Source organism: Paucisalibacillus globulus (genome assembly GCF_900184735.1).
Classification (GTDB): domain Bacteria; phylum Bacillota; class Bacilli; order Bacillales; family Amphibacillaceae; genus Ornithinibacillus; species Ornithinibacillus globulus_B.
The window spans coordinates 35,585-50,816 of sequence record NZ_LT855385.1 but is presented as its reverse complement, the minus strand read 5'-3'; the positions used below and the strand labels follow the sequence as shown (position 1 = coordinate 50,816).

Below are 15,232 nucleotides of genomic sequence, written 5' to 3'. Positions count from 1 at the left end.
AAATAGGCTCGTATACATAGTAGTACAAACCATCGTAGGAGGGAATGACATGAGAAAGCGAAATTTGCTAATATTACTTGCATCATTATTTACGTTAATGTTATTAACTGGATGTTTCCAAGGAGAGCAATCACTGCCTGATATGGATCCACCACCGAATGCGGAAGCTGTTGATGGACAAGAAAATCAAGCAACTGATAATGAGGCAGGTAATCAAGAGGAAACGGAAGAAGCTGATCAATCAGAAGAGGCGACTCAAACTGTAATGCGTCAGTTATTTCTACTAGATTCGAATGGATTAGTAGCGCCACAAAATGTTGAATTACCGGTACCGGACTCTAAAGAAGTTGCTTCACAAGTGCTAGAATATCTTGTGCAGGATGGACCGGTTACATCATTATTACCAAATGGATTCCAAGCAGTATTACCTGCTGGAACAGAAGTACTTGGATTAAGCATTGAAGCAGGTACGGCCACTGTTGATTTATCGGAAGAATTTAATGAGTATGCAGCAAAGGATGAAAAGAGAATATTAGAAGCAATGACATTTACCTTAACCCAATTTGATACGATTGATCGTGTTAAGCTTCGGGTTGGTGGTAAGGATTTATCTTCAATGCCAGTTGATGGTACTCCAATTTCAAATGGATACACCAGAGCGAATGGAATTAACATAGTACAGACAGATACAGTCGATTTGATCAACAGTAAAGCGGTTACCATGTATTTTCCGACAGAACACGATGATAACCAATATTTTGTTCCGGTAACCCAATACCTAGAAGTCAAAGATGGAGATGTTCATCAGGCAATCGTAGATGCACTTATAGAAGGGCCTGCTTATGACACGAATCTAATGCATGTTTTTAATGATCAGACCATGTTACTAAATAATCCTAAATTAAATAGCGGAGTATTAGAGCTTGAATTTAATCAGGATATTTTAAAAGATATGGAAAATGGAGTAATAGCAGATGAAGTAATGGAAACTTTGGTACGCACCCTTACAGAACAAGAATCAATTGAAGCGGTTAATATCAAGGTTGAAAATGTCGAGCAAATAGCCAATGAAAGTGGAGAAGTTTACTCAGAACCTGTAACACGTGATTCACTTACACCATCTGAAAAGTTATAATAGTATAAGATAAGAGGAGCAGGCAATTTTGCTCTTCTTTTTTTATTATTATTGATGAATCTTTAGGTAAAGAGGAAAGTATTTAGGGATTGAGATACATACATCAATCCTTACTTGAGCATCTGATTGTAATAAGGTGAATCTTTCCAGTAAAATATGATAAGCTAAATTCTAGAGAAGGAGGAGTTTAAACATGAGAACCGATCAACGAAATGTAAATAATTTACGACCTATTACCATTACTACAAATTTTATAAAGCATCCAGAAGGCTCTGTCTTAATACAAGTTGGCGAAACAAAAGTAATTTGTAATGCTACCATTGAAGACAGGGTTCCTCCTTTTATGCGTGGACAAGGAAAAGGGTGGATCACTGCAGAATATGCTATGTTACCCCGTGCCACTCAAGATAGAAATATTCGTGAGTCTTCTAAAGGAAAAGTATCTGGAAGAACTATGGAGATTCAAAGACTAATTGGAAGAGCTCTTCGCTCAGTAGTTGATTTAGATAATATTGGAGAAAGAACGGTATGGATTGACTGTGATGTCATTCAAGCGGACGGTGGGACAAGAACCGCCTCTATTACTGGAGCGTATGTTGCTCTTGTTCTTGCTTTTGGTAAACTATTAGAGAAAAACACATTAAAGAAAATGCCAGTAACGGATTTTCTTGCAGCTACATCAGTCGGTATACTTCCGGATGGAACGGAGATATTAGATTTGAACTATGAAGAAGACTCTAAAGCAAATGTCGATATGAATATTGTGATGACTGGTTCAGGTGAATTCGTTGAAATACAAGGAACCGGAGAAGAAGCGACGTTTTCTATGGATCAATTACAAAAACTATTGAAACTAGCAGATGAAGGTTTACAGGAAATCTTTACATTACAAAAAGAATCCTTGGGAGAACTAGTAACACGTATCGGTGAAACACGTAAATAAGGAGTTAAATAAATGAAAGAAATCTTAATTGCTACAAGGAATGCTGGAAAAGCAGAAGAATTTAAAACATTATTCGACCGATATGGAATTAAAGCAGTTTCTTTATTAGACATAGAAGAAGAACTGCCCGATATTGAAGAAACTGGGTCAACATTTGAAGAGAATGCTGCTTTAAAATCGGAAGGAATATGTAAGATATTAAATATCCCCGTTATGGCAGATGACTCGGGGTTAATCATTGATGCATTAGATGGGAGACCGGGAATTTATTCTGCACGTTATGCAGGAGAACCTAAAGATGATAAGAAGAATATTCATAAAGTATTACAAGAGTTAGTAAATGTACCTGAAGAAGAGCGTACTGCCAGGTTTGTATGTGTGCTATCTGTTTCTATACCTGGTAAACCAACCCTTTATAAGAAAGGTATCTGTGAGGGGACAATTGGAACGGAAGAAATAGGAAATCATGGATTTGGTTATGATCCTATTTTTATTCCTAATGGATATAAGCAAACTATGGCAGAACTTACTCCAGATGAGAAAAATAAGATAAGTCATCGTAGCAATGCAATTAGTCAGTTAGAGGATTGGATTAAAAATCAAGGCTAGTGGAGTGGATATCGTGACAAAAGTAGTAATCTTGAGTGATAGCCATGGATTAACAAAAGAAATTCAACATATTAAGAATCGTGAGAAAGCCGATTTTGTTATTCATTGTGGTGATTCCGAACTTAGAGAAGATGCCAAAGAATTAGAAAATGTTATTACAGTTGCAGGAAATTGTGATTTCAATGGGAAATTTCCTAATGAACAGAAGAAGGAAATTAATGGTTTAACATTTTTTGTTGTGCACGGCCATTTACATAATGTGAAAATGAACCTGATGAATTTAGCTTATAGTGCAGAAGAAAAAAGTGCAGATATCGTTTGTTTTGGCCATTCACATATCGCAGGAGCGGAAAAGGTCAATCAAAAGTTATTCCTAAACCCTGGAAGTATTCGTTTGCCAAGAACACGATCAGAGAAAACTTATGCAATCATAACTTGGGAAACAAACGAGGAAATAGCAGTTGATTTTATCACATTAGAAGGCAAGAAGGTTGAAGAGTTATCTTTTGTAACGAGTTTATAAGATTTCAGTTGAAGGATAGACCGTTTAGATATCCTTCAACTGATGCTTTATTTTGCGAATAAGAATTAAGTGTTGACAATAAAAACGAAACTGCCTATAATGATTCTTGTGACCAAAAAAATGCATGGAATTGTTTAAAAAATAATATAATACTTATATCTGACATGCGGGTGTAGTTTAATGGTAAAACTCCAGCCTTCCAAGCTGATGTCGTGGGTTCGATTCCCATCACCCGCTCTTATACATTTGTCCCAGTAGCTCAGCAGGATAGAGCAACAGCCTTCTAAGCTGTGGGTCGGGAGTTCGAATCTCTCCTGGGACGTCTAAGAAAAGAAACCTATTTCCATAGGTTTCTTTTTTAATGTTTTGGTATTCCTAAGAAGTATGCTTAGGAGTTTACCATGTATTTTACTTATATTAATCGATAAAACTACGATAAGAGGTGAAAACATGCATACAGAGGATGAAAATATTATTCTCTTTCCAAAATGGAAAGAATCATTAAAAGAAGAGAGTCTTCAAGACTTGCAGGCAAAGCGGTATGAAGAAGCTTTGGAAAAGATAAATGAACTAATTCAATATCAAGTAACTGACCAGGAAATACTAATTGGTAAAATGATGTGTTTAATGGAATTAGGTCGCTTGCAGGAAGCGGAAGATATGTGCGAAGAAATTATCCAAGATAAACATAATGAGCATTATTTCCATTTTGTACATATTTATCTCACTATTTTATTTCAATCTAATAAATATGACCTTCTAAAGGAAAGAATAGAGGAGGAACTTACATCTGATAACCTGCCATCTATCCTTAGAGAACAATTCTTACAGTTATATGATGTGAGTGAAAAAATGGAATCTGATCTTGTGGACGAAAAGACATCTCTTTACATAGAAGAATTATTACAAGCTGTTAAAAGTTCTGATCATAAGAAACAATGGCGCAATATTATGCAGCTAAGAAGAATGAATATTAAACCTGATACTGCGGTTATTAAATTACTAGTTCATCATAGCGTACACCCAGTAATAAAAACCGCCATTTTCATATGGTTACAAGAACAAAGCTATTCAAAGTTGGTTAAGGTTAATAAACTTGGGCAAGAATTACAGGTAAAGCCTATCGACATTCCCGAAATTAAAGAACTAGATATATATAAAGCAATTATGTATGACCTAAGAAACTTTGAACAAAATAATCCAATTATGAACATATTTTTATCTGAATCGTTATATCGTTACCTTTATGTACATTATCCAATACTTCCGCCAAGTGATGATAAAGAATTAATCTCAGAGACTTTAGTGAATTTCAGTAATTATATTTTAGACCATGGTGGAGAGGACCCGATGGATAAGCATCTTAAATACTACCTTGATGAAATAATAAAAAGTGAACATCTATATCTATCTATCATTGAGGATTAAGTCATTAACTTTTGCTTATGGCTTGAAAGGGTATATAAATATGGTATAATAAGATGGTTGCAAATTAACAAGTGAATTGTAATTTAAGGTTAAATCTAATTAATGAATTTAAGTAGTTAATGGAAATAATAGATTTTGGAGGGAATTTATATGTCAGTAAAATGGGAGAAAAAAGAAGGTAATGAAGGAGTATTAACGTTTGAAGTTCCTGCAGAGGAATTTGAAACAGCTTTAGATAAAGCCTTCGCAAAGGTTGTTAAAACAGTTCAGGTTCCAGGATTCCGTAAGGGTAAAATGCCACGTGCAATGTTCGAGAAACGTTTCGGTGTGGAATCTCTATATCAAGATGCAGTAGATATCGTATTACCTGATGCTTATGTAAAAGCAGTGGAAGAGTCTGGAATTGATCCAATTGATCAACCAAGCATTGATATTAAAGAAATTGAAAGAGGAAAAGCATTAGTATTTACCGCAGATGTGACAGTTAAACCTGAAGTAAAACTAGGTGATTACAAAGGTCTAGAGGTAGAAGAACTTGAAGTTGCTGTAACAGATGAGGATGTAGATAACGAATTACAACAACTTAGAGAGCGTCATGCAGAGTTAGTTGTAAAAGAAGAAGGTTCCGTTGAAGAAGGCGACACTGTAGTAATGGACTTTGAAGGATTCTTAGATGGTGAAGCTTTCGAGGGTGGTAAAGGTGAAAATCATTCATTAGAAATTGGCTCAGGTCAATTTATTCCTGGATTTGAAGAAAAATTAGTTGGTAAAGAAGCTGGCGTTGAAACGGAAATTCAAGTAACGTTCCCAGAAGATTACCATGCTGAAGAATTAGCTGGTAAAGAAGCTACATTCAAAGTTACTATCCATGAAATTAAGTCAAAAGAACTACCTGAATTAGATGATGAATTTGCAAAAGATGTTGATGATGAAGTAGAAACATTAGATGCATTAAAAACTAAAAAACGTGAGCAACTAGAATCAGAGAAGAAACAAAATGCAGATAATGCAAAACGTGAAGAGTTGATTAATAAAGCAACTGATAATGCAGAAGTTGAAGTTCCAGTAGTTATGGTAGATTCTGAGCTTGATCGTATGATGCGTGAATTTGAACAACGTCTTCAAATGCAAGGTATGACGCTTGATCTTTACTACCAATTCTCTGGTCAAGATGAGAATGCATTAAAAGAACAAATGCGCGAAGATGCTGGTAAGCGAGTTAAAACAAACCTTACATTAGAAGCAATTGTAAAAGCTGAAAACCTAGACGTTTCTGATGAAGACGTAAATGCTGAGTTAGAAACAATGGCAGGTATGTATGGTACTGATAAGGAACAATTGAAGCAAATGCTAGGTGGAAACCTAGATGCAATTAAGGAAGATTTATTATTCCGTAAAGCAATTGATTTCTTAGTAGAAAATAGTAAAACAGTTGCATAATTAAATACAAAACTGTTACGATACAAAAAACAAGGTGCGAGATTTCGTACCTTGTTTTTTTACACTATGATAATTGTTACTACTAAAAAAGCTAGGATTATAACCCTTTTCTTTAGTAATTTAAAGGTATTTTTAGTATGATTAAAAAACAAAGTCCAATCTTGCGCGTTTCATTGTCAATTTTATTGGGCATAGTGACATATACTAATATAAACTAATGAAATACAAAATGATTAGTTATGGATTATATTTAGATTGAATACAAAGTAAACCACTATCAAGATGCGTATATAGCAAACTCAGGGTAAATTATTTTGTTTTCAAAACACCTTCTGATATGATAACTATTATAACTTAACGTTTTGTGTTATTCGACCAGAAACTTTAGGGGTGAATTTAATGTTTAAATTTAATGATGAAAAAGGGCAACTTAAGTGCTCGTTTTGTGGTAAGAGTCAAGAACAAGTACGTAAACTAGTCGCTGGACCTGGCGTTTATATATGTGATGAATGTATAGAACTTTGTACTGAAATCGTAGAGGAAGAGCTTGGAACAGAAGAAGAATTGGAATTCAAAGAAGTTCCAAAACCAAAAGAAATCTGTGACATATTAGACGATTATGTAATTGGACAAGAAAAGGCCAAAAAGAACCTTTCTGTAGCGGTATATAATCATTACAAGCGTATTAACTCACCTAAGAGTAATGATGATGTGGAACTATCCAAGAGTAATATTGCAATGCTTGGGCCAACAGGTAGTGGTAAAACACTACTTGCCCAAACTTTAGCTAGAATACTCAATGTTCCATTTGCAATGGCAGATGCCACTTCTCTAACAGAAGCCGGATATGTTGGTGAAGATGTAGAGAACATTTTGCTTAAGCTAATTCAAGCGGCAGATTATGATATTGAAAAAGCTGAAAAAGGTATCATTTATATTGATGAGATTGACAAAGTTGCACGTAAATCCGAGAATCCGTCTATCACTCGAGATGTTTCTGGTGAAGGTGTTCAACAAGCACTTCTTAAAATCTTGGAAGGAACTGTAGCGAGTGTGCCTCCTCAAGGTGGACGTAAACACCCACATCAAGAGTTTATCCAAATCGACACAACAAACATCCTATTTATTTGTGGTGGAGCATTTGATGGTATCGAGCAAATCATTAAACGAAGACTTGGTAAAAAGGTTATTGGATTCGGTGCCAATGAAAAGCAGGAAGAGTTGGATAAAGGTCAATTACTAGCAAAAGTCTTACCTGAGGATTTACATCGCTTCGGATTAATCCCAGAATTTATTGGAAGATTACCTGTTATTGGTAGCTTAGAGCCATTAGATGAATCTGCTTTAGTTGAGATATTAACAAAGCCAAAGAACGCTCTAGTTAAACAATATGAGAAATTATTCCAAATAGATAATGTTGAACTCGAATTTGAAGAGGAAGCATTAGTAGAAATTGCTAAAAAAGCCATTGAACGAAATACTGGTGCTCGTGGCTTACGATCCATCATCGAAACTATTATGTTAGATGTAATGTTCGAACTTCCTTCTCGTGAAGATATTAAAAAATGTGTCATCACCAAGGAAACAGTCACCAACGAAAACGGTAGTCCAAAACTGTATTTTACTGATGGAACCGTTACGGAAGAAATTACAAAGTTACCAAAAGAAAGTGCTTAATCAATAAACAAACATTAACCAAAGAGGCTGACTAGGATTCTTTGCTCCCAACCAGATGATCATCTGAAGCGGAATTAAAGTCCCTAGTCAGCCCTTTTTTATCAGCTTATTAATTTAAAGCTTAATATTGATTACAAAATATGTTAGAAACTGTGCGGTAAATAAGCATCTTGGATAGAGGACCATACTCGCTACGGAAATACACTCCGCTTTCCGCGGGCGGCTGGTGAGCCTCCTCGAGCTTACGCACTGCGGGGTCTCACCTATGCCTATCCTCCCGCAGGACAAGGAATGCTACGGCAGCAATGCATCGCACGCAGAAAAAGTGATGTTCTTTTTCAAGGAGTCTCCGTGTATTTCCTTCGCTAGTAAGAAGGAAATGAATAAATTTAATAGCATTTAATTATTAAAATACGTAATTTAACCTCTAACATTAATTAGAAAACTAAACCAGCGCAGGCAGAATACGTAGACTCCTGCGGGAAAAGCACGTGTCCGAAGACCCCGCAGAGGCGAACTTCCCTCGAGGAGGCTGAGGCCGGGCCCGCGGAAAGCGGAGTATTCTGCCGGAGCGGTGTCGAACAGCTATACCCAATAACTAATTCTGTTTTAATTAAACTAGTTACCGCGCAGTTTCTATCAACTGTTGTTTTGAAAAGAATAAACATTTAGATGCTAAATGAATAAGAGAAGTGTGACCGGTTGGATCTGGCTGGTAGGTAATATCAAGAATTAGTTACTAAAACCAAGGGTAAACTAATTAGGAAACTCAATTAATTTACAAACTAATAACAGTTCTATAAACTTTAAGAGGATATAGACATATTTTTAAAATGAAATTTGATTGTTTGGAGGTACATACATAATGTCAAGTGATACAAAACAAGTTCCCCTCCTCCCATTACGTGGTTTATTAGTATTTCCAACAATGGTACTTCATCTAGATGTAGGAAGAGAAAAATCTGTTGCAGCAATTGAAAAAGCAATGGTAGATGATCAAATTATCTTTCTTGCAGCTCAAAAAAAAGTAAGTATCGATGAGCCAACCCCTGAAGAAATTTACCGTATAGGTACATTAGCAAAGATTAAACAAATGCTAAAGCTTCCAAATGGAACATTTCGTGTACTTGTGGAAGGGCTAAACCGAGGAGAAATTATACGATTTATCGATCAAGAAGAGGAATTCGTAGTAGAAGTACAAGATTTAGAGGAAGAATATGGCGACGCAATCGAAGAAGAAGCATTAATGCGTAACATATTAAAACTTTTTGAACAATATGTAAAAGTGTCTAGGAAGATCACAAAAGAAACTCTTACAACAGTTAGTGATATTGAAGAACCAGGCAGATTAGCGGATATAATTACATCTCATCTTTCTCTTAAATTAAAAGAAAAACAAGATTTACTTGAAATGTTGAATACACAGGAAAGACTACATCATTTAATCCAATTAATATCGAATGAAAAGAAAGTATTAGACTTAGAGAAGAAAATTGGTCAACGAGTAAAGTCTTCCATGGAGAAAACACAAAAAGAGTACTATCTCCGGGAGCAAATGAAGGCTATTCAAAAAGAACTCGGTGATAAGGATGGTAAATCTGGTGAAGTAAGCGACTTGCGAAAAAAAATCGGTGAGTCGGATATGCCAGAACGAATTAGAGAAGTTGCACTAAAGGAATTAGGGCGATATGAAAAAGTTCCACAGTCATCTGCAGAGAGTGCAGTAATTCGTAATTATTTAGAATGGTTATTAGCCTTACCATGGACTGAAAAGTCACAGGATACAATAGAAATTAAGTTAGCTCAAGAGATACTAGATAGGGATCATTATGGGCTGGATAAGGTCAAAGAAAGGATTCTAGAATACTTAGCTGTTCAAAAGCTAACAAATTCTTTAAAGGGACCTATTCTTTGTTTGGTAGGACCTCCTGGTGTCGGAAAAACTTCCTTAGCCAGATCTATTGCTAAATCGGTTAATCGAAACTTCGTCAGAATATCCTTAGGTGGAGTTCGTGATGAGGCTGAGATTCGTGGTCATCGTAGAACTTATATTGGAGCAATGCCTGGTCGTATTATTCAGGGAATGCGTAAAGCTAAAACAGTGAATCCAGTATTTTTATTAGATGAAATAGATAAAATGTCAAATGATTTTCGTGGTGATCCATCTTCAGCTATGCTGGAAGTATTGGACCCGGAACAAAATAATAGCTTTAGTGATCATTTTATTGAAGAACCATATGATCTATCAAATGTATTGTTCATTGCAACTGCAAACTATGTAAATAATATACCAGGTCCACTTTTAGACAGGATGGAACTTATTTCATTATCAGGCTACACAGAGTTTGAGAAACTTCATATTGCAAAAGAACATCTGGTTCTAAAACAATTGAAAGAAAACGGCTTGAAAAAAAGCAATTTGCAAATTCGTGATGAAGCATTGTTGAAATTAATTAGAGTGTATACAAGGGAAGCTGGTGTTCGGACCCTTGAAAGGCAAATTGCAAAGATCTGCAGGAAAGCTGCCAAATTAATTGTATCAGATGAGAAGAAGCGTGTAGTTGTTACAGAGAAGAGCCTAGAAGATTTGCTAGGAAAACCAATCTTCCGCTATGGACAAATGGAAACAGAAAACCAAATTGGTGCTGCAACAGGTCTTGCGTACACAACAGCTGGCGGAGATACTCTATCGATAGAGGTTTCTCACTATCCTGGTAAGGGTAAACTTACTCTTACTGGAAAATTAGGAGATGTAATGAAAGAATCTGCTCAAGCTGCATTCAGTTATATTCGATCTAGAGCTGAAGAACTCGGTATTGAACCTGATTTTCATGAGAAATATGATATCCATATTCATGTTCCAGAAGGGGCAACCCCTAAGGATGGCCCATCAGCTGGAATAACAATGGCAACAGCCCTAGTATCAGCACTTTCCAATCGTGCAGTAAAAAAAGAAGTTGCCATGACAGGTGAAATTACATTAAGAGGTCGAGTTCTACCGATTGGTGGCCTCAAGGAGAAATCATTAAGTGCCCATCGCGCAGGAATCACAACGATTATCTTCCCTGAAGATAATAAAAAGGATTTAGACGATATTCCTGAAAGTGTAAGGAAAGAACTCACATTTATATCTGTAAGTCATTTAGACCAAGTCTTAGAGCACGCCTTAGTGGAGGAATCACATGAAAGTAACAAACGCTGAAATTGTAATAAGTGCAGTTAGTAAAAAACAATACCCAAATGATCTATTACCAGAGATTGCGTTAGCGGGGCGATCTAATGTTGGTAAATCTTCTTTTATCAATAAATTAATTAATCGTAAAAGTTTAGCTAGAACATCTTCAAAACCAGGAAAGACACAAACTTTAAATTTCTATAAAATAAATGATGCATTTTACTTCGTGGATGTTCCGGGATACGGATATGCAAAAGTATCCAAAACAGAACGTGAAAAATGGGGCAAGATGATGGAAGAATATTTCCAGACAAGAGAGAATTTAAAAGCGGTTCTCCTTGTTACGGATATACGACATGAGCCCACAAAAGATGACATCCAGATGTATGACTTCTTAAAGCATTTTGAACTACCCGTCATTGTTGTTGCAACCAAAATGGACAAAATACCAAAAGGTAAACGAGCAAGTCATTTAAAGAGAACAATTAATACGTTGCAAGTTGAAAAAGGTGATTTAGTATTGCCATTCTCAGCTGAAACTGGTGAAGGTAAAGATGAAGCTTGGGGTATATTAAAAAAATATCTATAATCACGATAAAAAGATCAAATTCATTTAGAATTTGGTCTTTTTTTGTTATGTAATCATCAATAAACATGATTTTTGATGATATTAGAGTCTCATGGAGTATCCTTTAGTAATTATAAGGGATATATAGTTATACGCCCATAACCGGGTTTCTTCCTTTTCAATTCTAATTTATCAGATAATTTGCAATTGGTTGTTCGACTAATAACTTGTTATACTTTTTAAGCAGGAGATGACTTTTGTCATTTCAAAAATAGGAAGAGAGGAATTATTTATCTTATGAGAAAACTGAAAATTACACTTTTTTTCGTATTATCAATAATGGTACTAGCTGCATGTGGCTCCAAGGAATCAACAACAGAGCCAAACGAAAGTTCATCAAGCAGCGATAGCGAAAATACAAGTTCGGAGTATGGGTTAATTGAGGAAGGTAAGCTTATTTTTGCTGCATCAGGAGAGTTCAAGCCGTTTAGTTATATGGAAGGTAATAAAATGATCGGTTATGACATTGCTGTAGCAGAAGCAATTGCTGAGAAGCTTGGGCTTGAAGCGGTTCAACAAAAAGCGAAGTTCTCTGGAATTGTTACCGGGGTAAATGAGGGGCGTTATGACATTGCTGTTGCTAGTCATACGATTACAGAGGAGAGGCTAGAGAAAGTTAACTTTTCAGAGGCCTATTATTATTCTGGCCCAGTTATTTATACCAGACCAGATAGTGATATTCAATCTGCGGACGATCTGAATGGTAAAGAAATCTCCGTATCAAGAGGTTCCACATATGTTGAGATTGCAGGGGAATACACGAACAATATTCCACAAGTTGATAGTGATGTTGTAGCATTACAGTCTTTGGCTAAGGGACATCATGATGCGGTGATTACCGATGACATAACAGGCCAAACAGCCATTCAGAATGGTCTTGAAATTGAAAACCGTGGACAATTAGGGGTTAGTGAGCAAGCTATTGCAGTTAATAAAGAGAATGATGCTTTATTAGAAGCAATTAACCAAGCACTTCAAGAGTTAAAAGACAGTGGTGAGCTAGCCAAACTCGCAGAAAAATGGATAGGTGTCGACATAACTCAAGAACCGGAAGAATTAGAATAGTTACTGTCTTGAGCTTGTAAAAATCATAAGGAGTTGTCACACGTTGTCTCATTTTTTTGATGTATTTATGGAAAGCTATCCGATATTCTTGGAAGGTCTAAAGATAACACTATATTTATCGGCTGCTTCCTTGGTCATGGCATTTGTTATTGGGTTGTTTTTTGCCATATTAAAAATCTCCAGTATTAAGCCATTACAATGGATTGCAGATGCTTACATTTGGTTAATAAGAGGTACTCCCTTAATTGTACAAATCTTTGTCCTATATTATGGGATTACTGAAATTATATTGATAGATGCATTTTGGGCGGGTGCTATTGGTTTAGCTATTCATAGTGGTGCTTATATTGCAGAAATAATCAGGGGATCTATTCAGTCCATTGCAAAAGGGCAGATGGAAGCTGGTAGATCACTTGGTATGACTAAGCTACAAACCATGAGAAGAATTATTCTACCACAGGCCTTTCGTAGGGCTATTCCTTCCCTAGGAAACCAATTCATAATTGGTATTAAAGACTCTTCACTTGTTTCCTTTATTGGAGCTCAAGAGTTATTTGGTGTTTCAAGCTCTTTAGGCTCTAATTCATTTGATTTTCTAACTTTCTATTCCATCGCGGCTATTTATTACTTAGTCATCGTATTAGTCCTATCTGTTGTTGTGAATAGAATAGAGAAAAGATTGGCGAAAAGTGATTAAGGAGGTGTTCTAGGGAATGGCTAAAAAATTAATGGTGCAGGTAGAACGATTAAATAAATCATTTGGAGACTTACATGTGTTAAGAAATATTAATCTCCAAGTTGAAGAAAGTGATGTTGTTGTTCTTATTGGTGCAAGTGGTTCTGGGAAAAGTACATTATTACGTTGCTTGAATTTTCTAGAGATTAAAGATGATGGGAAAATATTTCTGGAAGGTGAACAAGTTGAAAAGGATACACATAATTTGAATGAAATTCGTCAAAGAGTTGGCATGGTATTTCAACACTTTAATCTATTTCCGCATAAAACAGTATTAGAAAATGTGATTGAAGCACCCATTTTAGTGAAAAACACGCCCAAAAAACAGGCAATCGAAGAAGGGAAAGTATTATTAGATAAGGTTGGTCTGTCTGATAAATATCATGTTTATCCATCAACGTTATCAGGAGGACAAAAGCAAAGAGTTGCCATAGCTAGGTCACTTGCAATGAATCCAGAAGTAATGTTATTTGATGAACCAACCTCAGCTCTTGATCCAGAGTTAGTTGGAGAAGTGTTAAATACCATGAAAGAATTGGCTGAAGAGGGTATGACGATGGTTGTTGTAACTCATGAAATGGGATTTGCTCGTGAAGTAGGGGATAGGGTTGTTTATATGCATGATGGTAAAATCGTTGAATACGGAAAACCTGAAGAAATATTTGATGGCCCTAAAGAACAACGAACAAAAGAATTTTTAAGTTCTATTTTATAAGAGTCAAACAGAAATCCGAACTAATCTTACCATTAGTTCGGATTTTTCTTTTGCCTAAATTCCAGTATTTGTTGCAATTTTGATAGAAACTATGCGGTAAATAAGCATCTTGGATAGAGGAGCATACCCGCTACGCAAATACACTCCGCTTTTACTGCCAGCACAGGGGCGACATCTGTTCGAAAAGACCTCACAGTGTCTACCTTGCCGCGGGCGGCTGGTGAGTCTCCTCAGAGCTAAAGCTCTTGCGGGGTCTCACCGATGCCTATCCTCCCGCAGGAGTCTCCGTGTATTTCCTTCGCTAGTATTGAGCGGAAAAAATATAACACAATAATTACTTACTAACTTAAAGTTAAAAAACCAAACTAGCGCAGGCAGAATACGGAGACTCCTGCGGGAAAAGCACGTGTCCGAAGACCCCGCAGAGGCGAACTTTCCTCGAGGAGGCTGAGGCCGGGCCCGCGGAAAGTGGAGTATTCTGCCGGAGCGGTAGCATCAAGCTTCACCAAATCAAATAATGTTACCTCTGTTACTGTACAGTTTCTATAAAATATGTAATAAGAATATACATAAAATAAAAGAACTAGGTGGCATAATTCGTTTTCGTTAGGATAAAGAATACTCTTATTTTTTCTTAAGGAGATAAACACCTATCACAACTAATACAACTGGCCAATATACATCAATGAAATCAGCAACATCATGTATCCAATCAAACCATGACGGAATATTAATAGAGAAGATAAAGATACAAGAAATTAACAGAAGAATAAGTCCAGGTAATAATCCTTGTTTTGTCTTGAAGTACCGCACAAGAAAAGCAATCCCAACTATCAATGGATACATTGCCCAATGGTCAATCCAAAAACTATAATGTCTAATTCCGTGAAAATGAATCCCAAGTCCGAAAACAAGTGTTCCACTAAATAATGAATTATATTCTTTTGTCTGAAAGCTGTAAATTAAAAGTGCAAGTCCGATAACGATTAAAATGGTTGGCCAGGAATAAAAGTCTGTAAAAATAGGAAGTTTTAATTGTCTAAGTAAAAAGTAAAGCCCAATTCCAATTAGCATATAAGCAGTTAATGTATTTTTATTTTTCATTGTTTCACCTCGCTTAACTATCAAGAGAATCCATGTTGATTTCTTGCTTCTAAT

Annotated in this window: 13 protein-coding genes and 2 tRNA genes; 14 read left to right on the top strand and 1 reads right to left on the bottom strand. The window is 36.0% G+C overall.

Going from position 1 to position 15,232, the window contains the following annotated elements; all coding sequences use genetic code 11:
* Nucleotides 1–49: 49 nt before the first annotated feature.
* The 14 genes from BN999_RS01385 to BN999_RS01320 all read left to right on the top strand — a co-directional run bounded on the left by BN999_RS01385 (nt 50) and on the right by BN999_RS01320 (nt 14,074).
* Complete coding sequence (locus tag BN999_RS01385) at nt 50–1,135, top strand: GerMN domain-containing protein (protein ID WP_096269605.1); 1,086 nt, start codon at nt 50–52, stop codon at nt 1,133–1,135.
* Nucleotides 1,136–1,328: 193 nt separating this feature from the next.
* Nucleotides 1,329–2,078 carry a ribonuclease PH gene (rph, locus tag BN999_RS01380; RefSeq protein WP_096269604.1) on the top strand — a complete coding sequence of 250 codons (750 nt, stop codon included), beginning with the start codon at nt 1,329–1,331 and terminating at the stop codon, nt 2,076–2,078.
* A gap of 12 nt (nt 2,079–2,090) precedes the next feature.
* Entirely contained in the window at nt 2,091–2,687 is a 597-nt protein-coding gene (locus tag BN999_RS01375) for an XTP/dITP diphosphatase (RefSeq protein ID WP_096269603.1), read from the top strand.
* A gap of 13 nt (nt 2,688–2,700) precedes the next feature.
* The gene (locus BN999_RS01370) at nt 2,701–3,210 is read left to right on the top strand and encodes a metallophosphoesterase (RefSeq protein WP_096269602.1); all 510 of its coding nucleotides are present in this window, start codon (nt 2,701–2,703) and stop codon (nt 3,208–3,210) included.
* Between the two features lie 166 nt (nt 3,211–3,376).
* A tRNA-Gly gene (locus BN999_RS01365) sits at nt 3,377–3,447 on the top strand.
* An 11-nt stretch (nt 3,448–3,458) separates the two neighbouring features.
* Nucleotides 3,459–3,532 (top strand) — tRNA-Arg (locus tag BN999_RS01360).
* 128 nt (nt 3,533–3,660) lie between these two features.
* The gene (locus BN999_RS01355) at nt 3,661–4,638 is read left to right on the top strand and encodes a tetratricopeptide repeat protein (protein WP_176481838.1); all 978 of its coding nucleotides are present in this window, start codon (nt 3,661–3,663) and stop codon (nt 4,636–4,638) included.
* Between the two features lie 150 nt (nt 4,639–4,788).
* The gene (tig, locus tag BN999_RS01350) at nt 4,789–6,078 is read left to right on the top strand and encodes a trigger factor (RefSeq protein WP_096269600.1); all 1,290 of its coding nucleotides are present in this window, start codon (nt 4,789–4,791) and stop codon (nt 6,076–6,078) included.
* A 399-nt stretch (nt 6,079–6,477) separates the two neighbouring features.
* Nucleotides 6,478–7,755 carry an ATP-dependent protease ATP-binding subunit ClpX gene (gene clpX, locus BN999_RS01345; RefSeq protein ID WP_096269599.1) on the top strand — a complete coding sequence of 426 codons (1,278 nt, stop codon included), beginning with the start codon at nt 6,478–6,480 and terminating at the stop codon, nt 7,753–7,755.
* Nucleotides 7,756–8,620: 865 nt separating this feature from the next.
* Entirely contained in the window at nt 8,621–10,957 is a 2,337-nt protein-coding gene (gene lon / locus BN999_RS01340) for an endopeptidase La (RefSeq protein WP_096269598.1), read from the top strand.
* Nucleotides 10,938–11,519, top strand: a complete 582-nt coding sequence (yihA, locus tag BN999_RS01335) for a ribosome biogenesis GTP-binding protein YihA/YsxC (RefSeq protein ID WP_096269597.1) — start codon at nt 10,938–10,940, stop codon at nt 11,517–11,519. Before lon ends, yihA begins: the two co-directional genes overlap by 20 nt.
* Before the next feature lie 276 nt (nt 11,520–11,795).
* The gene (locus BN999_RS01330) at nt 11,796–12,623 is read left to right on the top strand and encodes a transporter substrate-binding domain-containing protein (RefSeq protein WP_096269596.1); all 828 of its coding nucleotides are present in this window, start codon (nt 11,796–11,798) and stop codon (nt 12,621–12,623) included.
* Between the two features lie 67 nt (nt 12,624–12,690).
* Nucleotides 12,691–13,320 (top strand): amino acid ABC transporter permease, encoded by a 630-nt coding sequence (locus BN999_RS01325; protein ID WP_096269747.1) that lies wholly within the window; start codon nt 12,691–12,693, stop codon nt 13,318–13,320.
* Nucleotides 13,321–13,351: 31 nt separating this feature from the next.
* Complete coding sequence (locus BN999_RS01320) at nt 13,352–14,074, top strand: amino acid ABC transporter ATP-binding protein (RefSeq protein ID WP_176481845.1); 723 nt, start codon at nt 13,352–13,354, stop codon at nt 14,072–14,074.
* Nucleotides 14,075–14,698: 624 nt separating this feature from the next.
* Here the strand turns inward: BN999_RS01320 and BN999_RS01315 are convergent.
* A complete protein-coding gene (locus BN999_RS01315) occupies nt 14,699–15,178 on the bottom strand; it encodes a LiaI-LiaF-like domain-containing protein (RefSeq protein ID WP_096269594.1) in 480 nt (159 codons plus the stop codon).
* Between the last annotated feature and the right edge of the window lie 54 nt (nt 15,179–15,232).